The sequence below is a fragment of the Hyphococcus sp. genome, assembly GCF_965267305.1.
Classification (GTDB): Bacteria; Pseudomonadota; Alphaproteobacteria; order Caulobacterales; family Parvularculaceae; genus Hyphococcus.
Map to the genome: position 1 here is coordinate 2,354,584 of NZ_OZ253945.1, position 18,958 is coordinate 2,373,541.

Here is an 18,958-nt window from a genome sequence, read left to right on the forward strand (position 1 = left end):
GCCCGCAACAATAAACCGTCAGATAGGCCGCGCTGAAAGCCTTTATGCTTTGAAGCCCCTCCCGACTTCGCCGCGCGGTTCACGCCGCGCGGCCTTTTTCTTTCAGAGGCTCACAGTTCCGGCAAATCCGTTTTGGTGCGTTCGGAAAGATGCTCTCCGGTGTTCACGGTTCCGGCGTTTTCAATCAGCATGATCCAGCATTCTTTTTCCGCCACCGGCATATGCTCGGCGCCGGCGGGCACAGTGATGAAGTCGCCCTCCTCCATCTCCACATCCCACTCTTTATCGCCGTCGCGAAAACGCATGGTGAACGCGCCTTTGACGACGAAAAATGCTTCGTCGATCCCGTCATGATGATGCCATTCGAAAGCGCCTTCGATTTTGGCGAGGCGCACGTCCTGGCCGTTGACGCGCGCAGCGATGTGCGGCGACCAGCATTCGTGGATGCGGTCGAAAGCGCGGGGAATGTTGATTTTGCGCAAGCGCGCCTCCTCTTCCGATGGAATATTACAACGCGCGACGATCGCGGAACGAATCGCAGGCGTGCTTGTTCGCAAAACGTCACAAAAACAAAGGAGGATCAGTATGCCGACAGCAACCGGACATACAACTGCTATTCGCGCCTCGCGCGTCATCGGCACGCCGGTCTACAACACCTCAGGCGACCAGATCGGCGAAATCGAAGACGTCATGCTCGACAAGACGACGAACAACATCATGTTCGGCGTCGTGGGCTTTGGCGGATTTCTCGGCCTCGGCGAGAAATATCATCCGATCCCCTGGGCGAGCCTCGACTATCAGAAGGAAAAGGGCGGCTATGTGGTGCCCTACACCAAGGAACAGCTTGAACAGGCTCCTTGCGACAACCTTCACGAGCTGACCGAAAATGACGGCCTCGGCGCCCGCGACGCCGCCTATGATTATTACAAGGCGGAGCGTTACTGGGTCTAAGCCCGACGTATTGGAAGCGATATTGCGCAGCGCCTTTCAAGGCGCTGCGTTTTTCATTTCAAAGGACGGCGCGCCCTGCGACAGCCTTTCAGCGAGCGCAGGGAGAACAACTTCAAGCTCGCGGCCAAGTTTCCAGGGCGGATTGACGATGACGACGCCCGAACCGGCGAGCCCGCCATCGGGCCGGGGCTTTCTCACATTCATCGTCGCCCACAGGCTTTTAACCTCCATCTCCCGCACGGCGTCCTTGATGCGGCGATCGAGGCCGTCGCCAGTCACCGGAAACCACAATACGAAGACGCCTGTGGCGAAGCGTTTCAATCCTTCGCTCAGCATCTGCAAGGCGCGATCGGCCTCATCGGTCTTCTCGTAAGGCGGGTCTATCAACACGAGCCCGCGGCGCTCCGGCGGCGGGAGCTGGCTTTTCAGAAACACCAGCGCATCGAGATTGGAAACGGCGACGCGTTTGTCGCGCGCATAGCGCGCGCTGAGCGTTTCATAATCGGCAGGATGCAGTTCGTTGAACCGCAGCTTGTCGGCGGGACGCAGCAAGAGACGCGCAATCTCCGGCGAGCCGGGATAATGTTTCAAAGCGCCGCCATCGTTTGCGGCAGAGACGCATTCACGCCAGGGCGCGAGCAAGGCTTCCGCTTCTTCCGCCAGCCCCGATTCCGTGATCTTCAGCGGCGCGCCGTCCGCGGAAAACAACCGCCCGACGCCCTCGCGCCATTCCAAAGTTTTTTCCGCTTCGACGCCTCCGAGATCGTATGAGCCGATACCGCCATGGGCGTCGTAAAACCGGAAAGGCGCGTCTTTCTGTTTCAAATGCTCGATGACGCGCGCCAGCGCCACATGTTTCAGAACATCCGCATGATTGCCGGCGTGATAGGCGTGACGGTAATTCATGGGCGCGCCCGCCTAGCCTCGCTCGGGCGCGGTTTTTTCGAAGTTCACGACACGCGAAATGAAGTCGTCCGGCAACGGGGTCTTGTTCTGGCTGATGGGGTCGGCATGAACGTAAACCAGCTTGCCCGTCGTCATAAGATCGCCGCCACGGAAGATCGCCGTTTCAATGGTCATGGATGTCCTGCCCAGCCGCGCGCAGCGCGCGCCGATCTCCAGCATCTCGTCGAACCGCGCTGACGATTTATAATCGGCCTCCGCATGGACGGTAAAGAAATCCATGGTCTTGTCGCCCTGCAGACCGACGGCGCGCAGCCACTCCGTCATGGCGACGTCGAAATAGAGAAAATAATTGACGTTGAAGACGATGCCCTGCGCGTCGCACTCGGCCCAGCGCACGCGGAGGGGGTGGAGGAGGGAGAACGCTGACTTATTCGGCACTTCGACTCTCTCGCATATCCTCAACCCACCAGCGCGGGACCGCGCCTAGAAAATGGGATATCAAATTTTCACTTTCGATGACTCCATAACTCATGACCATATTTTCATGGCCTTGGGGCGCCATAGTCAAAAAGGCAGCGCCGCCATTATCTTCATAACCTTCTTTGAGATTAATCAATCCGGGATTAACCCAAGTTATCTCCGAGGCATACGGTCGTTCCTCGAGCATGCTAATCATTTCTCTGGCCTCAATTACGGCAAGATGTTTTTCTTCATCGACATAACCGCGCAGAGCCGCAACCGCACATGCATGACCCGCGCGCTTCTCAGACCGAATCGGTGCGGACACCAGCCGTAGCCAAACAACACCTTCCCCTTTTATGAATTTATTCCATTCAGATGAGTCGTGGGTCTCATCTTGGGCAAGGGACTGTATTTCCCACCCGTCGCTTAGAGCATAATCCTGCACTTTGTCGGGCTGGAGGTCGGTCTGAATGCAACCCTGCTCAAACGCCTCAAAGAGCAAAAGCGCTTTTGCTTTAAAAGACATTGTGGCGACTTCCTCGGCTTTCGCCGAAATCGGAACCGCCGTGAGAATCAGACAGAGAACGAAGGCGCTTCTCAGAGACAGCACCCAATTCACCCCTGAACTGCAGCCACAACTTTCTGCGCTGCATCTTCAAGGTCGTCGGCGGGCGTGATCTTGAGGCCGGAGTTCGCGAGAATTTCCTTGCCCTTTTCGACATTGGTGCCTTCAAGGCGCACGACCAGCGGCACCTCTAGCCCCACTTCCTTCACCGCCGCGACGACGCCTTCGGCGATGACGTCGCAACGCATGATGCCGCCGAAAATATTGACGAGGATGCCTTCGACGCCGGGATCGGAGGTGATGATCTTGAACGCTTCGGTGACTTTCTCTTTCGTCGCGCCGCCGCCCACATCGAGGAAGTTCGCGGGCTCCGCGCCGTAATGCTTGATGATGTCCATGGTCGACATGGCGAGGCCGGCGCCGTTGACCATGCAGCCGATATTGCCGTCGAGCTTCACATAGGAAAGGTCGAATTCGGAGGCTTTGACCTCCGCCGGGTCTTCCTCGGTGATGTCGCGCAGCGCCAGAATATCGTCATGACGGAACAGCGCGTTCGGATCGAAACCCATCTTGGCGTCGAGCACCAGAAGATCGCCGGATTTCGTCACGATCAGCGGGTTGATTTCGAGAAGGCTCGCATCCTTTTCGACGAACGCCTTGTAAAGCGTCGGGATGAGCTTGCCGCATTGTTTGGCCGCGTTTCCGGAAAGGCCCAGCGCCTGCGCGATGCGGCGCGCATGATGCGGCATGCAGCCGGTCGCCGGATCGATCCGCACCGTGACGATTTTCTCCGGCGTTTCCTCGGCCACTTCCTCGATATTCATGCCGCCTTCGGTGGAGGCGATGAAGGCGATGCGGCCCGCCCCGCGATCGACGAGCGCCGAGAGGTAAAGCTCGTTCGCAATGTCGGAGCCGTTTTCGATGTAAATCGTGTTGACCTGTTTGCCCGCCGCGCCGGTCTGTTTGGTGACGAGGGTCGCGCCGAGCATTTCCTTCGCAAACTTCGCCGCTTCCGCCGGCGATTTGGCGAGCCGGACGCCGCCGCCCTCGCCGGCGGAGGCTTCCTTGAACTTGCCCTTGCCGCGCCCGCCCGCATGGATCTGCGCCTTCACCACATAGAGGGGACCCGGGAGCTCTTTCGCCGCAGCTTCCGCCTTCGACGCGTCCTGCACCACGCGGCCTTCGGAAACCGGCGCGTCATAGGACTTAAGGACTTGTTTCGCCTGATATTCGTGAATGTTCATGAGATCGCGGGCTCCAGGGCGGGAAAAGAGAGTGGCGGAAAGGACTTTCCCCGCCTTATAGCCGCGATCATCGCCAAGGCAACAAGGAGCTGATACGCGAGAGAGGCCTAGACCGCGCGGCGATCCTGCGCCGGTCGCCTCGCCGGTCTAGTTGGCGCCTCTCTCGGTCTCCCCCTGATGGGGAACATCGATGGTGATCGTGGTGCCGGTCGCCGCGCCGCTGTCCACGGACAGCTTGCCGCCGATGCCCTCGATCAGGGTTTTGACAATGCGCCCGCCAAGACTGTTGCCATTGGGCCAGCTTGCGCCCGCGGGCATGCCGACGCCGTCATCGGTGACCCTCAGACGAATAACGCCGCCAGAAAGCTGGCTGATGCGAACCTCCACGAGACCGCTCTCGCGGCCGGCAAAGCCGTGCTGCAGCGCATTGGTGAAGACTTCCGACGCGATCAGCCCCAGCCGCGCCGCGAATTCCACGCTCGTTTCGAAAGAGTCGGAATCCACATTGATGCGCACGCCCTCCTTGCCGCCGAGAAAGCCGATGGCCGAGACGATGCGGGTGATATAGGCGCCGAGCTGAATCTTCGTGGCGCGCACCGAGCCGACGCCGGCGTCGGTCATCTCCTGATAGAGGAGCTGCAGCGTCTCCACCCGGTTGGCGAGCGTCGAAAACTGCCCGCGCGCGTTTTCGGGCGTCTGCTCCGCCTGCATCCGGATCATGCTCACCACCATCTGGAGATGATTTTTCACCCGGTGCTGGACTTCGCGAAGCTGGTTGTCGGCGCTGACGATGTCAGGCTTCGTCGTTACTCTGCGCTGAACGCCAAGAAAATACGAAACGTCTCCCTTATCGTCCAAAATCGGAGAAATGAGGAGATGATTCATGAAGGTTTCGCCATCCGCGCGATAATTGAGAAGGTCGACCTCGATCTCCCGTTTATCTTTGATCGCGTTCGACAGCGCTTCGATTGTTCTCCTGTCCGTCTCCGGCCCCTGCAGGAAACGGCAATTGCGCCCAACCGCGGCGTCGCTGGCGTAACCTGTCAGCCTCTCAAAGGCCCGGTTCACATAGACGATGGGATTGTCTTCAAGGTTAGGATTGGTGACGACCATGGCGAGCGGCATCCGGTCGATCGAAATGCCGCGCACATCGCCTTGTTTGAGCAAATCATTCTTGTTGATTTCATCCATCGGTGGAAGTCCTAAGCTTTAAACTGTCGGCGTCCTTATCGATGTTTTCAAACAAACATCCGTCTAAAGAGTTCCGAAATGCGCGAAGCTACTCCCCGCGCGCCGTTTCGCAATACAACATATGTTAAATTCCGGAAAATATTAGGGGGCGCGCCCTAATCCGGTCAGAGTGCGAACACACCATCGCCGTATTCCCAATTATGTCGTATGCGGATGGAAAGCAGCCGAGATTGACGACTGCTAAAATGCGTTTTCCCGAATCGCCTTGAGAGACCGCTTTTGCCGGCCTTCTACATCGAAATTTTCCGGCGCCAGCCAGGCTTCAAAAGCGCATTTAACCGCCGGCCATTCCTTGTCGATCATGGAATACCATGCGGTGTCGCGGTTCTTTCCCTTGACGACCTGATCCTGACGGAAGACGCCCTCAAAGGAAAAGCCAAGCCGCAGGGCCGCGCGCTTGGAGGCTTCATTGGCGTTGTTGCATTTCCATTCGTAACGCCGGTAACCGAGATCGTCGAAAAGGTGCTTGGCCATGAGATACATCGCCTCCGTCGCGGCGGGCGTTTTCTGCAAGGCCTTGGAAAACACCACGCAGCCGACCTCGGCGGAGCCCGCCTCGGGACGGATGCGCATATAGCTCGCCATGCCGAGCGGCGCATCCGTGACCGCATCGCGGAAAAGCTGCGTTTTCCAGTTTTGTTGGGCGATGGCGGCGCTCATGGCCGCGCTGAACGCGTCTGCGTTTTGAAACGGGCCTATGGGAATGTAAGACCAAAGGCCGTCATTCGCCGATCCTCCGAGCACAGAGAAAAGCGCAGGCGCGCAATCCGGAAACACCGCCGGCTCAATGGCGACGTACCGCCCCCTGACCTTTTTCAGGTCCGGCGCCGGACATCCCCGCCAGTTTGACAGATCGCGCATGGCCTCATTCCTCGCGAGGGCATTGAGCGCAGGACGCCTGTAAAAGCAAGCAAAGAAAAACGGGCCGCCGGAAACGCCGGACGGCCCGAGTGGAGGGACTTTGCGTATTAGAAGATTAGAAGCGCATGCCGACGCCGATGCCAAACACGAAGGGATCGATGTCGACATCGACTTCGTTGACGAGCGCGCCGGTGGTCAGCGTCGCCGTCGTGTCGATGTCGATATATTTGACATCGGCGTTGAAGAAGACGCGGTCGGAGATCGGGATATCGAAACCGGCCTGCACCGCCCAGCCGAAGCTGTCATCCATTGACACGCTCGTCGCGCCAATAGCATCGGTCAGCGCCGGCTTGGCGTCTTCAGAGTAAAAGATCGTGTAGTTGATCCCGGCGCCCACATAAGGACGGATCGCGGCGTCCGGCGCGAAGTGATATTGCAGCGTCAGGGTCGGCGGCAGGACCATGGCGTCGACAATCTCGCCCAGGGGCGCCAGCGCATCCTCGCCCGACACGTCATGCGGGCTCGTCGCGAGGATCAGCTCAACGCCGATATTGTTGGTGACGAAATAGGTGAAGTCGAGTTCCGGCACGATGGCGTCATCGACGGAAACCGTTCCCGTGGGAAAGGCCGGCAGAACGGCGCCGGAATCTTCATTGGGCGCGACCATGATGCCGCGCAGACGGACAAGCCAGTCGCCCTGCTCCGCGGCGGCGGGGGCCGTCATGGCGGAAAGGATTGCGGCGGCGGAAAGTAGTGTTGAGCGCATGTCAAATGCCCCTCTTGTTTGCTTCGACGGGACATTGCGCGCGGACCGCGAAAAAAAATTGATCTGGGTCAGGAGCGACTGCGCAGAATGTCGCAATCACGCATTCATACCTATCGACCCCTCGTGCTTTCACCCTCATACTACGCAGAACTACTTAGGAGAAAATTGATGATTATCGTTTCAGGCAAGGCGAAATTGAAATCCGGGGCGCTGGCGAAGTTGCAAAAAGACATGGAGATGGTGATCGCCGCGACGAGGCAGGAAGCCGGCTGCATCGACTATTCCTACGGCGCCGACGTCACCGAGCCGGATACGATTGTCGTGCTTGAATATTGGGAGAGCTGGGAGGCGCTGCTGGCCCATACGACACAACCGCATATGGGCGTATGGATGGCGAAGCTCGGCGAGGCCGGCGTCGTGGGCCAGACGATCCGTTTCATCGAAGCTGGCGAAGAACGCAATTTGATGGGTTAGAGCTGTTTCAGCAGATCCGCGGCGAAGACCGACAGCGTATCGTCGCGGGCGCCCATGATGACAATGCGATCGCCGGGTCTTGCGAGTCTTAAAAGCCGCGCGCCGCAATCGTCCCGCGTCGCCAGCGCTTCCGCCTTGCGGCCCGCAGCGACAATCCCCGCCGCAATATCCTTGCTGGAAACGGAGCGGTCCACCGTGCCGCCGAAATAAACCGGCTCCGGCATCAGGAGAATGTCGTCTTCCGAGAGATGGTCCGCGAAGGTCGCGATGAACTCGTTTTTCATGAGCCTTAAGGGGCCGAAACCATGAGGCTGGAACATCACCAGCAACCGGCCTGGAAATTCATGCAGGGTTTTAAGGCTCGCCGTGATCTTGTCCGGGTTGTGGCCGAAATCGTCGATCACCGTAACGCCTTTCGCTTCGCCTACAAATTCAAGGCGGCGTTTCACGCCTTCGAAATCGGCAAGCGCTTTGGCCGCGTCTTTCAACGACACGCCGCAAGCCGACGCGGCCGCCATCGCCGCGAGCGCATTCGACACATTGTGTCGGCCCGGCATTTTCAATGAGACGCGCGCGGATTCATCTTTCGTAACAACGTCGAAAGATACGCCGAAGGGCTGCGGCTCGATATTGTCTGCAAACAAGTCTGCGCTTTTGTCTTGCAGCGAATAGGTGAGCTTGCCGTCCTTGCGCACAGAGGCCAGCGCCGCCGTTTCGTCATTATCAAGATTGAGCACCGCCGTTTGCGCATGACCAATGAAGCCGCCGAACAGCGCGCGCAGTTCCTCCATCGATTTGTGGTCGAGGGAGATATTATTCAGCACAGAGACTTTCGGACGAAACATGGCGATGGAGCCATCGCTTTCGTCGACTTCGGAAACGAAAGCCTCGCCCTCGCCCACCAGCGCGCTGGCGAACAGCGCATCGGGCTTGACGAAATTCTTCATCACGGCGCCGTTCATCACGGTCGGCGACTTATCTGTCTTTTGGCCGGCGTGATGCAAAATCCAGCCGATCATGCCTGTGGTCGTCGACTTGCCGCTGGTCCCGGCGACGCCGATAGGGCATTCGGACTCATTGAAAAGCTGCGCGAGAAGTTCAGCGCGCGACAGCCGCGCGGCGCCCGCCGCCTTCGCCGCGGCGACGTCGGGCACCGTGTCCTCCACCGCCGCCGAAGCGACGAGGATTTGCGAGGGGCGGGTGACGCCGGAGCCGTCCTGGGCGTGGAGCGCGATGCCAAGGGAACGCAAATAGTCGAATTTCGCGCCGGTCCGGCCCTGATCGAGGGCCCGGTCCGAGCCCTCCACATGGGCCCCGCGCGCCTTGACGATCATCGCCAGCGGCAGCATGCCCGACCCGCCGATCCCGCAGAAAAAATAGTCTTTTGAGTCTGTCATTGCCGGATCGCTCTATCGGAAATTAAGAAATAAACAGTTGCCATGGGTTAGTTTCGGCCAAGAAGCCCGTTTCGCCCTCTTTCATCAAGCGTGTGCCCAATGAAATTGACCAGATTTTGGCCCGCCCTGATTTACGCACTCCCCGCTTTCATTGCGGCGATCATGCTCTCCGGCTGCGCTCCATCCGCAAGCGAGGCGATCACGCTGCATGTGAAGGTGACAGCGCACGCAGTTGCAGACGGCGTTCCCCGTGAAGGCTCAAGCGTTCTCGAGATCAAGCTGCGCCGCACGCCGAATTCCCTCTCAGGCATGGCTGCGCGGATGAAGCTGAGGGGCGAAGCCGTGATCCTCGATATGGGGCGCGGACGCACCGCCTATTTCCTGCTCAAGGATTACGTCCACGACATTCTCAATGGCTATGACGTGGCGCCCTCCGCGGGCAGTGTAGGCGAAACATCTTTTGACAAGCTGCGAGCCGCATCGGGCGTCATCGACGTGCCGCGCAAACAGTATCCCAAGATCGCGGCCTTTAAAGATGAAACGGACCCGACGACAGTATATGAAGTCAATCCGGACGATTTCGCCGCGGCGTTCTGGCCGGGCGTCGAACTGACAGGGCTGACGCTTGAATTGGTGGATGAACCAGTGACGGAAAAGATTGCGGCAAGATTATCTTGGCTCGAACCGACACGCGGCGGACGCTTAGTTCCAATTGAGGGCAACAGGGTCGCTACGAAAGACGCCAGCTTTGGGCAACTGACGAAACAGTCCGACTTTGTTACTTTAAGACTAGAATGACAAGCACCAAACATATCGCCATCGTCTGCCCCGGCGGGCCTCTCACGCGAGAACTCGCCCAGAAAACCGCCCAAATTGCGGCGGCGCGCTTTGGAGATTCGGTTTCTCTTCATTTCCATGAACAGTGTTTTTCCGTCGCGGGTCACTTCGCCGGGACCGACGCCGAACGCAGCGCCGCTTTTCTGGAAGTCGCCAACGACCCGAAATATGACGCCGTGTGGTTCGGACGCGGCGGCTATGGCGCCTGCCGTCTCGATGACGATCTCTTCGGCAAGCTGAACGAAGACGCGCGCGCCAAAACCTATTTCGGCTATTCGGACAACGGCTTTCTCCTGGCGCGGCTTTACAAGAAAAAAATCGGACGACAGGTTCATGGACCGATCGCGACGGATCTTAATCGCGAGGGCGGCGAAGAGGCGATTGCGCGAGCGCTTTCCTATCTTGTTCATGGCGACGCATCGGGTCTCGAACCGACGGTCAAAACCGGAAAGCCCTGCGCCGCCTTCAACATCACCGTGCTCGCGCATCTCGCGGGGACCAGTTGGGCGCCCGATCTCACCGGGCATGTGGTCATGCTCGAGGATGTGGGCGAATATCTTTACCGCACCGACCGCGCCATGTTTTCGATCATGAGCGACAGGAATATTCTGGGCGCGGCGGGGATCATGCTCGGGCGGTTGAGCGACGTGCCGGAAAACGACCGGCCCTTCGGATCGAGCGAGGAAGAGATCATTCAATATTGGTGCGCGCGCGCCGGCGTCCCCTATCTCGGCCGCGCCGATATCGGCCATGACGCGCAGAACAAAATCGTTCCTTTTGGCGTCACAGCCTCCGCCTGAAATCAGAGAACAAGTAGCGCAGCCGCGCCTGCGGCGATCATGGCGGCGAAGATGGCGCCGACGCGCAGGCCCAGCGGCTTGCCGCCTATAACGGACGCCATGCCGGCCTTCAGAACGATGTTCGACGCCGCCGCTATCATGATCGCATAGGCGGCGGCGCCCATGCCGATCTCGCCGCCGGAGGCCTTACGGCCTGCGATCAGGGTGATGGCGTCCACATCGGCGAGCCCTGAAATCAGCGCCACCAGCATCAGGCCCGACTGGCCGAACTGTTCCGCGCCGAAACTCGCCGCCACAGAGATTACCGCCAGCAACGCGGCGAAGATCAGCGCCGGCTTGATCTCCATGGGGTTGCCGAGGTCGAGTTCGGCTTCTTCGGCCATAGGCTCCCGGCCGCGCCGGAGCCACAAGACGCCCGCGCCCCCGGCCAGCGCCGCCGCAACCAGGCCCGGCGCCAGCGCCACCAACACGTCGCGAGCGAGCGCCGCCACGAGCACGCCGATGCGGATCAACATCATCACATTGGCGGCGACGATCCCCGCGGCAAGCTCGCCCGCCGACACGCCGCTTTTCGCAAACCGAGACAAGGAGAGCGTCGTCGCTGTCGAGGAGGCGAGACCGCCGACAAAGCCGGTGAGCAAGACGCCGCGGCCGGAGCCTGCGAGTTTGATGAGCCAGTAGCCGAGGAAAGACAGCCCGCTGATGAACACCACCATCAGCCAGATGTCGCGCAGGTTCAGCGCATCGTAGGGCCCGAAAGCCTCGTCGGGGAGGACCGGCAGGATGATGACCGAAATCGCGAGCAAACGAAGGGCGGCGTAAAGCTCTTCCTCGGTGAGCGCGGTCGCCCAGCGCTGCACGCTTTGCTTGATCGAAAGGATGATCGCTGTCGAAACGCCGCCGATCGCCGCTTCCATAACGTGGCCGCGCACGGCGGCGAGGCCCAACAGGAAGGTCAGCAACAGCGCGATCTCCGTGGTGCCGCCCGCGCCCGGCTTTTCGCGCGCTGTCGCCCAGTAGGCGACGGCGGTGAGCCCCGCGAGGGAAAACAGCATGAGGGACGGCAGGATCAGCCCCTCATCCACAAGTCCCGAAAGCCCGCCGGCGAGCGCCGTCAGGGAAAAGGTCCGGGCCCCGGCGAAAGTGTGCTGGCGCGCCTCTTCCGCATGGGAGTGCTCGCGCTCGAAACCAATGAGGAAGCCGATGGCGAGCGCAACCGCCAGATGAACGAGATCGGTCATCATGGGATCGCTGGCGAAATCGGGCATCAAATCTCCTGGGCCGGAAAGCAGTCGGCAAAGAAACACGTCTTATAGCCTGACTGATCCTTTATTGACATTTTTTCTCTGGAAATCCGGCTCATTCCGGCGCAAAAGCCCACCGCCGCAAGGCTGGGTTGACATTATCGGCTCAGCGTCGTTTTTCGCGGCCCGTTAACTGGAGTCACCCCATGGAAGTCAACGTCGCGGTTGTCGGCGCCACCGGCAATGTCGGCCAGGAAATGCTGGCCATTCTCGAAGAACGCCTGTTTCCGGCGAAGGACGTCTTCGCCATCGCCTCGCGCCAGTCGATTGGCCGCGAAGTCTCCTATGGCGACCGAACGTTGAAATGCCAGGATCTCGAACAGTTCGATTTCTCCAAGGCCGATATCGTGCTGATGGCGGCGGGCGGTTCCGTGGCGAAGGAATGGGCGCCGAAGATCGCCAAGACCGGCGCCATCGTCATCGACAACTCGTCGCATTTTCGCATGGATCCCGACGTGCCGCTGATCGTGCCGGAAGTGAACGCCGATGCGGTCGCGGGCGCGCGCAAGAAAAATATCATCGCCAATCCGAACTGCTCGACAGCGCAACTCGTGGTCGCCCTGAAGCCCTTGCATGACGCAGCGACGATCAAGCGCGTCGTCGTCTCGACCTATCAGTCGACGTCTGGCGCCGGCAAGGAAGCCATGGACGAACTCTTCAATCAGACGAAAGGGATTTTCGTCAACGATTCGCCCAGCCCATCGAAATTCACCAAGCAGATCGCCTTCAACGTCATTCCCCATATCGACGTCTTCATGGAAGACGGCTTCACGAAAGAGGAATGGAAGATGGTCGCGGAGACGAAGAAGATCCTCGATCCGAAGATCAAGCTGACGGCGACCTGCGTGCGCGTGCCGGTTTTTGTCGGCCATTCCGAGGCGGTGAATGTGGAATTCGAACGTCCGATCTCCGACGACGAAGCGCGGGAAATCCTGCGCGAGTCACCGGGGATCCTTGTGGTCGATAAACGCGAAGACGGCGGCTATGTGACGCCGGTCGAAAGCGTCGGCGAGTTCGCCACCTTCGTCAGCCGCATCCGTGTCGATCCGACGGTGGAGAATGGCCTCGCCTTTTGGTGCGTCTCCGACAATCTCCGCAAAGGCGCGGCGCTGAACGCGGTCCAGATCGCCGAGCTCCTCCTCAACCGGGGCATGCTGCAACAGGCGGCGTAGCTTCACGCTTTCGCTGAAGCGCACAATGAATTAGGCTTCGCTCATGCGAAGCCTTTTTCTTTTGTGCGCTCTTATTCTGATGTCCCTCGCCTCGCCCGCCGTAGCGCAGGCGCCCTCAGGATATGCGGAAATCTATGATGCGCCGACAAAAGTGAATCTCGGCGGACGGCCGGTTGTCGCGGACATTGAATTTCATGAGAAAACCGCCGGCGGCGAAACCCGCCTCGCCCTTGTCACCGACGTCACGAAGTTCGTGGTTGAGACGCAGACAGATCTCAAAAACTGGATCGCCAACCGCCGCAGCGATTGCGGCGAGCGCTGGGCCTCTGGCGAGCCGCGCATCCGCTTTCCCGAAGGCGCCATCCGTTTTTCAATCTATCTCGAAATCGAATACTGGTCCTGCGGCTGGAACGGCCAAGGCGACCCAACGCGTCTTGCCCAGGAAACCGGTAACGTTGACGTGACCCTCATCCCTTATGTGGAGAATGGAAAGCTGCAGGCCCGGCTCGGCGCCTTCACCCTTTCCGAACAGACCGGCCTTTCGAAATATCTGCCGCTCGAATTCGTCGTGCGCCGCGCGCTGGAGCAGGAGCTCGCGAAGCTCAACGAGAATCCGAAATTTTATCGCGCGCCGCAGCCGCTTTTTGACGAAAACTTCGTGTACGAAAGCATTTCGGCGGCGGAGACGAAAGACGACCGCATCGTCATCACCGCGCTTTACAAAGGCCCCGCCTCTAACCCCGCCCGTGAGCGCATCCTGCGAAAATTGCGCGACGACGGAATCACCCAATAGGTTTTCTCTTCAGCTCTGCAAAAGAATTGCGCAGCGGAAGCCTTGCGCCATAGCGAGGCGAGTTCCATAGCCAGATGAGCCGCAAGTTTCGGGCGGCGTTTCACCGCCGCTTCCTGCAATCTGAGCTTTTAACGGGACTTCCATGTCAGACCGCACGGAAAACACCACAGACGACAGCGCATTGAGGCTCGGCCTCATCTGCGGCGTCTTCGCCTATGGCATGTGGGGGCTGTTGCCGGTGTATCTGAAAGCGCTCGGCGACGTCGACCCCATGGAAATCGTCGGTCATCGGATTTTATGGTCGGTTCCGTTCGGCGCGCTTATCCTCACCTTCCGCAAGCAGTGGCGCGAAACCCTGAAAGCCTTCGCCTCGCCGCGGATGCTCATGCTTCTCGGTTTTTCCGCCTCCGTCATCGCCGCGAACTGGCTGCTTTATGTGTGGGCCGTCGCCAATGAGCGCGTCTTACAGGCGAGCCTCGGCTATTACATCAACCCGCTGATGTTCGTCGCCGCCGGGGTATTCGTCCTGAAAGAAAAACTCAACCGCGCGCAACTTACCGCCGTCGCGCTCGCCGCACTGGGCGTCGCGGTCCTGACCTTCGGCGCGGGTGTTTTCCCGTGGGTGTCGCTTCTGCTCGCGATTTCCTTCACCGCCTATGGCTATGTGCGCAAGATGCTCGATGTCGGCGGCATGCCGGGGCTTTTTATCGAAACCGCGCTGCTCTCGCCCTTCGCATTTCTGTTTCTCTTATGGTTTTCGAACGCGAGCGGCCTCGCCTTCGGGCAGGGCGATATGGGGCTTGATGCGCTCTTGATCCTCGCCGGGCCGGTGACGGTCGTTCCGTTGCTCCTCTTTGCGCTCGCCGCAAGGCGCCTGCGGTTTTCAACCCTCGGCTTCCTGCAATATATCGGCCCCACGGGACAGTTCATTCTCGGACTTTATTACGGCGAACCGTTCACGCCTTTTCATGCAGTCTGCTTCGGCCTGATCTGGACGGCGCTCGCCATCTTCAGCCTCGACGCCGTCCGTGCAAACCGCAAGATGCGCATCGCCGCCCGGCAACCCGCCTAACCGACGCGCTTCAGGGTTCCGGAAAAACTCATCAGCGTTTCGCCATTGGCGGTGACGAGCCCGCGCGCAAACAGCATCTTGCGCCCGGCCTTCACCATCTCGCCCGTCGCTTCAATGAAGCAGCCAACGGGACCGGCGCTCAAAAACTCGGCGTTGAGCGTTATGGTGACGCCTTTGAAGACGCCGATTTCCCGGCGGCAAATATCCCAGAGGGCCATGTCGGCGAGCGTCAACAGCGCGCCGCCATGAATGATGCCGCCCATATTCGCGTGATGAGATTCCGAAAAAAATCCGACGCCCGCCGGGCCGCCCTCTTTGCGGAAGTAAAACGGGCCTGCGTGACCGCTGAAGGTTTCGCGATGGGACTGTAATGTCCAACCCTCAGGAACGGCGCGGGATGCGAGGTCTTTGTCCGTGTTCATGGTCTCGTGATTAGCCCATCGCGCCTTATACGCAAATGCTTTCCGGCGCCTTCGACCCCCTCTGACATTTCCCCTTGATGGGAATGGCGCCCGCACTCATGCTCATCCCATGACAGATTTTCCGGCGCCCCGATCCCTTAAGGCAGGCGAAACAAATCTCGCCATTTACGAAGCGAATGGCGATCCTGAAGGGAGGCGCCCGCCGGTTCTTTTCATCCATGGCTGGCCGGAAATCGCCTATTCCTGGAAAAACCAGCTCGCCGAGTTCGCCGACGCCGGCTTTCGCGCCATTGCTGTCGATCTCAAAGGCTTCGGCCGCTCCGACGCGCCGAAAGACCCGGCGCTTTACGGCGCGGGTGAGATGACCGGCGACTTCGCGGCGCTCCTCGATGCGCTCGGGATCGATAAAGCGATTTTCTGCGGCCATGACTGGGGCGGCGCCCTCGTCTGGTCCATGGGCCAGCTGCATCCGAAGCGAGTCGCAGGTATCATCGGCCTGTGCACGCCCTTGCATCCGCGCCCGCCCGTGCCGCCGCTTCAGATCATCGAAAAGCGCTTCGGCCCGAAGCATTACTTCATCCAGTTTCAGGAGCGCGATGCGCCTGAGAGATTGTTTGAAACCGATCTCGACCGGTTCTTTCACTTGATGTTCCGCGCGCCGGCGCCGAAAGAAAAACAGGCCGCGCTCCTTCCCCATGTCTACGACCTGCCGGGGCGCTTTCGCGACGGTCCTGCGCCATCGAAGGACAACGCCATTATTCCGGAGGCGGATATTCAGGTTTATGTGGAAGCCTATAAACGCAGCGGCTTTCACGGCGGGATCAATCTTTACCGCAACATCGACTGGAACTGGCGCCTGATGGAAGGACGCGACGAAACCATCGCCGCGCCGTCCTTGTGGATCGGGGCGGAACTCGATCTTTTTCTGCCGCCCGAGACGTCAGACGGGATGGAAAAACTTGTTCCCGATCTTGAAAAGCATGTCATCGACGGCTGCGGCCATTGGCTGATGTGGGAGAAGCCGCAAGAGGCGAATGCGCTCATGCTCGACTGGCTGAAACGGCGCTTTTCAGTCTAATTTGAAAGAGTTTCACGGCGAGCTTTGAGATAAAATCCGCGTGAACGGCTAAACTTTCGCTCACCCGCGCCTGCCACGATTTCGCCATACAGGGAAAGAAATGGAGGGTCGCGTGAATACAATTGCAATGATCGTGGGAGCGACGATGGCGATGGGATCGGCCCCGGCGGCGGCGGGCGCAGCAGATCAACAATCCTTCATGCGCGCTGAGCCGCGCGCGCTGGCGGCGTTTTCCGTCGCCGCGAAGCGCGTCGAAGTCGCAGCGGTGACGCGACGCGCGCGCGCCGATACGCCGCTTCGCCGGGAGCATCTGGAGGAAAGCCTCAATATGGCGAAGGTGATGCCCGGCTATCCGCAGCCGGCTTTCGTCAGTCTCGATTTTCGCCTTAAATTTTAATCAAAGAGACGCATAAACCGCATCAAGCAATCTCACCGCGCGCGGATCGCCCACCAGATAAGGCGACATCTTGTTCATCACATAAGCCGCGGTGAGATTATTTTCCGGGTCCGCGACAACACATGAACCGCCGAAACCGGCGTGACCGAATGCGTTTTCATTGGGCCCGAAATGGCGGTTGATGTTGCGCATCAAACCAGCGCTCCACGATAAATGAAACGGCAGCACGAGATCGTCGCCGCGAATGCGCTCGGCGAGGGCGGCGTCGATCGCATCGCCGCTCAGCACCGCCGCGCCGGAAACATCGCGGCCTTCATTCGCCAGCGGATGAACGATTTTCGCGAGCGAAAGCGCATCCGCATGCATGTTTGAGGCGGGCAACTCCGCCGCCATCCATGCCTCGCGGCTGACTTTCCCCGGCGCCGACCACGGCTTCAGAAACGCCGCCTGCTTGTATTCATTCATGGCCCCGAGATCCGGCGCCTTGGGCGGTTTCGGCATATAGGCCGCGCGGGCCGCCTCATCGGCGTTCATGCCGCAGAAAAGATTGAGATCGTGCTCACCTGCTAGTTTGGCGACCAAGGCGCCGACGCTTTTTCCGGTCGTCCGGCGCAGGATTTCCTCCGCGATGAAACCGACCGTCTGCGGGTGGTAGCCATTGGCCGTACCCGGCGTCCACAGCGGCGCCATCGCCGCGAGCTTGGCGCAGATCGCGTCCCAGTCGAGCCAGGTTTCAGGCGGCATCTCCTCCGGAAAACCGCACAGCCCGGCCTGATGGGAGAGCGCCTCGGCGACCGTGATCTTTTCCTTCCCGGCGGCGGCGAATTCCGGCCAGTATTGCGCAACCGGCGCATCGTAATCGACGAGACCTTCCGAGGCGGCGCGGGCCATCAGAAACGCCGTCACCGCCTTGCCGCTCGAATAGATGCAGGCGAGCGTGTCTTCGCGCCAATGGGTTTCTTTCGCGCGGTCCGAAAAGCCGCCGCGAATGTCGATCACAGTTTCGCCGCCAATCACGACGGCGAAAGACGCGCCGAGTTCCAGCCCATCCTCAAAATTTTGCGCAAAGGCGTCGCCGACGCTTACAAAAACAGGATCGAGTTCGCCGGCGGCGCCGGCGATACGAGAATCTGCCCAATTGTTCACGCTTAGCGGCCGAAGGCGCAGGAAAGGCCGGCGGCGGCGATGGCGGCCGCGGCGCGCGCATTGTCTATATTCAGAAGCGCGTCGTAATTTTCGCCGTCAGAAGACGCTTCGTTCACATCGCCGAGGAAATCCGCAACGTCGTTCAGGTCGCTGCGGTCGAGACGATTATCGAGTTCACCGGCCATGCATTCTGCCTTGCGTTCGGAAAGTCCAATTTCCACGAGCCGGTTCTCAATGCGCGCCCGCGGCGAGATGGTCGCACAGGCGCCGAGCGACAGCGCCGCGATCAGCAATATGGATTTCTTCAGCATCGTTTCCTCCCTCACTTCGGCGAAAACCCTAGAGCGTTTGGCCTTGCGGCGCTAGCCGCGCTTTAGGCCGCGCTGGTCGAGACGCCAGACCAGCGCATCGATGCGGTCCTGTCCGAAAAACGGTTCGCCATCGAGCACCATCAGAGGAACACCCCAATGATGAACCAGTTGCGCCGCTTCATTAGCTTCGATCGCCTCGGCTATTATCGTTTCATTTTCCGACGCCCAGCTTTCAAGCGCCGCGAGATCGAGGCCTGCTTCTCCCGCCGCTTCGGCAAGGGACTTGTCGTCGGACCAGGGCTCGCCGGTCCAGATGCGGCGTGATGCGGCGCGGGCGAAATCGAGGCCCTTTCTGCTCTCCTCCGCCGCGATCCCAAGCCGCATGAGCCGGTCCATCAGCGGCTGCTCCGGCGCGACCTTGCCCGAGCCCATATCCATATCGATAGGGTCGGGCTGCGGCAGACCGAAAGGCAGGCCCAGCCGTTCAGCCTCGCGCGGGAAATCGCGCAGGAGATAGGGAACGAACTGCTTGCGGCCCCGTTCAAAGAAGTCAGGCTCACGCATGGCGAGCGGGCGCACCGGGCGAAATCTCGCCTCGACATCGTAGTCGTCCCTGATGGCGCAGAGCCGCTCCGTCGCGAGATAGGAATAGGGGCTGCGGAACGACCAGTAGATTTCGAGAACCGCCATATTGAATTTCCCCGCCCCCTCGCTTATTTCCGCCGCCTGTTTGCAAGAGCCTTTGCGTC

At 59.9% G+C, this 18,958-nt stretch carries 23 protein-coding genes; 9 read left to right on the top strand and 14 right to left on the bottom strand.

Translation table 11 applies throughout. The features are described 5' to 3' along the window. Window positions 1-110 precede the first annotated feature (110 nt). Window positions 111-482, bottom strand: a complete 372-nt coding sequence (locus ACQY5P_RS11045) for a cupin domain-containing protein (RefSeq protein WP_428406919.1) — start codon at window positions 480-482, stop codon at window positions 111-113. A gap of 103 nt (window positions 483-585) precedes the next feature. On the opposite strand from ACQY5P_RS11045, the gene ACQY5P_RS11050 reads away from it, so the two are divergent. After that, a complete protein-coding gene (locus ACQY5P_RS11050; RefSeq protein WP_428406920.1) occupies window positions 586-951 on the top strand; it encodes a PRC-barrel domain-containing protein in 366 nt (121 codons plus the stop codon). Window positions 952-987: 36 nt separating this feature from the next. On the opposite strand, the gene ACQY5P_RS11055 is transcribed toward ACQY5P_RS11050, so the two are convergent. From ACQY5P_RS11055 to ACQY5P_RS11085, 7 genes are all read right to left on the bottom strand, one after another. Further along, window positions 988-1,857 (bottom strand): 23S rRNA (adenine(2030)-N(6))-methyltransferase RlmJ, encoded by an 870-nt coding sequence (locus tag ACQY5P_RS11055; protein ID WP_428406921.1) that lies wholly within the window; start codon window positions 1,855-1,857, stop codon window positions 988-990. 12 nt (window positions 1,858-1,869) lie between these two features. Continuing rightward, on the bottom strand, window positions 1,870-2,295 hold the full coding sequence (locus ACQY5P_RS11060) for an acyl-CoA thioesterase (RefSeq protein ID WP_428406922.1): 426 nt from the start codon (window positions 2,293-2,295) through the stop codon (window positions 1,870-1,872). Next, a complete protein-coding gene (locus ACQY5P_RS11065; protein ID WP_428406923.1) occupies window positions 2,285-2,845 on the bottom strand; it encodes a hypothetical protein in 561 nt (186 codons plus the stop codon). Before ACQY5P_RS11065 ends, ACQY5P_RS11060 begins: the two co-directional genes overlap by 11 nt. 89 nt (window positions 2,846-2,934) lie before the next feature. Next, a complete protein-coding gene (gene sucC, locus ACQY5P_RS11070) occupies window positions 2,935-4,128 on the bottom strand; it encodes an ADP-forming succinate--CoA ligase subunit beta (RefSeq protein WP_428406924.1) in 1,194 nt (397 codons plus the stop codon). A gap of 147 nt (window positions 4,129-4,275) precedes the next feature. Beyond that, entirely contained in the window at window positions 4,276-5,319 is a 1,044-nt protein-coding gene (locus ACQY5P_RS11075; RefSeq protein ID WP_428406925.1) for a PAS domain-containing protein, read from the bottom strand. 240 nt (window positions 5,320-5,559) lie between these two features. Beyond that, window positions 5,560-6,240: a GNAT family N-acetyltransferase gene (locus ACQY5P_RS11080; protein WP_428406926.1), complete on the bottom strand. Its 681-nt coding sequence runs from the start codon at window positions 6,238-6,240 to the stop codon at window positions 5,560-5,562. Window positions 6,241-6,355: 115 nt separating this feature from the next. Continuing rightward, window positions 6,356-7,006, bottom strand: coding sequence for an OmpW/AlkL family protein (locus ACQY5P_RS11085; RefSeq protein ID WP_428406927.1), 651 nt, complete (start codon window positions 7,004-7,006; stop codon window positions 6,356-6,358). Window positions 7,007-7,174: 168 nt separating this feature from the next. Between ACQY5P_RS11085 and ACQY5P_RS11090 the strand changes: the two genes are divergently transcribed. Continuing rightward, window positions 7,175-7,480 carry a putative quinol monooxygenase gene (locus ACQY5P_RS11090; RefSeq protein WP_428406928.1) on the top strand — a complete coding sequence of 102 codons (306 nt, stop codon included), beginning with the start codon at window positions 7,175-7,177 and terminating at the stop codon, window positions 7,478-7,480. Here the strand turns inward: ACQY5P_RS11090 and ACQY5P_RS11095 are convergent. Next, on the bottom strand, window positions 7,477-8,877 hold the full coding sequence (locus ACQY5P_RS11095) for a UDP-N-acetylmuramate--L-alanine ligase (RefSeq protein ID WP_428406929.1): 1,401 nt from the start codon (window positions 8,875-8,877) through the stop codon (window positions 7,477-7,479). The two genes, ACQY5P_RS11090 and ACQY5P_RS11095, sit on opposite strands and share 4 nt — an antisense overlap. 99 nt (window positions 8,878-8,976) lie before the next feature. Between ACQY5P_RS11095 and ACQY5P_RS11100 the strand changes: the two genes are divergently transcribed. After that, window positions 8,977-9,675 carry a hypothetical protein gene (locus ACQY5P_RS11100; protein WP_428406930.1) on the top strand — a complete coding sequence of 233 codons (699 nt, stop codon included), beginning with the start codon at window positions 8,977-8,979 and terminating at the stop codon, window positions 9,673-9,675. After that, on the top strand, window positions 9,672-10,514 hold the full coding sequence (locus ACQY5P_RS11105; protein ID WP_428406931.1) for an LD-carboxypeptidase: 843 nt from the start codon (window positions 9,672-9,674) through the stop codon (window positions 10,512-10,514). The genes ACQY5P_RS11100 and ACQY5P_RS11105 overlap by 4 nt, the downstream gene beginning before the upstream one ends. Window positions 10,515-10,516: 2 nt before the next feature. Here the strand turns inward: ACQY5P_RS11105 and ACQY5P_RS11110 are convergent, their stop codons facing one another. After that, a complete protein-coding gene (locus ACQY5P_RS11110; protein WP_428406932.1) occupies window positions 10,517-11,782 on the bottom strand; it encodes an MgtC/SapB family protein in 1,266 nt (421 codons plus the stop codon). A gap of 182 nt (window positions 11,783-11,964) precedes the next feature. Between ACQY5P_RS11110 and ACQY5P_RS11115 the strand changes: the two genes are divergently transcribed. From ACQY5P_RS11115 to rarD, 3 genes are all read left to right on the top strand, one after another. Next, window positions 11,965-12,990, top strand: coding sequence for an aspartate-semialdehyde dehydrogenase (locus ACQY5P_RS11115; protein WP_428406933.1), 1,026 nt, complete (start codon window positions 11,965-11,967; stop codon window positions 12,988-12,990). Window positions 12,991-13,033: 43 nt separating this feature from the next. Next, on the top strand, window positions 13,034-13,783 hold the full coding sequence (locus tag ACQY5P_RS11120; RefSeq protein WP_428406934.1) for a hypothetical protein: 750 nt from the start codon (window positions 13,034-13,036) through the stop codon (window positions 13,781-13,783). Window positions 13,784-13,925: 142 nt separating this feature from the next. Further along, entirely contained in the window at window positions 13,926-14,855 is a 930-nt protein-coding gene (rarD, locus tag ACQY5P_RS11125) for an EamA family transporter RarD (protein WP_428406935.1), read from the top strand. Here rarD and ACQY5P_RS11130 read toward each other — a convergent pair. Further along, complete coding sequence (locus ACQY5P_RS11130) at window positions 14,852-15,277, bottom strand: PaaI family thioesterase (RefSeq protein WP_428406936.1); 426 nt, start codon at window positions 15,275-15,277, stop codon at window positions 14,852-14,854. The two genes, rarD and ACQY5P_RS11130, sit on opposite strands and share 4 nt — an antisense overlap. Window positions 15,278-15,386: 109 nt before the next feature. Here ACQY5P_RS11130 and ACQY5P_RS11135 point away from each other — a divergent pair, with 109 nt between their 5' ends. Further along, complete coding sequence (locus tag ACQY5P_RS11135; RefSeq protein WP_428406937.1) at window positions 15,387-16,355, top strand: alpha/beta fold hydrolase; 969 nt, start codon at window positions 15,387-15,389, stop codon at window positions 16,353-16,355. Between the two features lie 112 nt (window positions 16,356-16,467). Next, complete coding sequence (locus tag ACQY5P_RS11140; RefSeq protein ID WP_428406938.1) at window positions 16,468-16,752, top strand: hypothetical protein; 285 nt, start codon at window positions 16,468-16,470, stop codon at window positions 16,750-16,752. On the opposite strand, the gene ACQY5P_RS11145 is transcribed toward ACQY5P_RS11140, so the two are convergent. From ACQY5P_RS11145 to ACQY5P_RS11155, 3 genes are read right to left on the bottom strand one after another with little or no spacing between them, the layout of a single operon-like run. Further along, window positions 16,753-17,898: a serine hydrolase domain-containing protein gene (locus ACQY5P_RS11145; protein WP_428406939.1), complete on the bottom strand. Its 1,146-nt coding sequence runs from the start codon at window positions 17,896-17,898 to the stop codon at window positions 16,753-16,755. Between the two features lie 2 nt (window positions 17,899-17,900). Further along, a complete protein-coding gene (locus ACQY5P_RS11150; protein WP_428406940.1) occupies window positions 17,901-18,209 on the bottom strand; it encodes a hypothetical protein in 309 nt (102 codons plus the stop codon). 51 nt (window positions 18,210-18,260) lie between these two features. Further along, window positions 18,261-18,899, bottom strand: coding sequence for a 2-hydroxychromene-2-carboxylate isomerase (locus ACQY5P_RS11155; protein WP_428406941.1), 639 nt, complete (start codon window positions 18,897-18,899; stop codon window positions 18,261-18,263). Window positions 18,900-18,958: the final 59 nt, after the last annotated feature.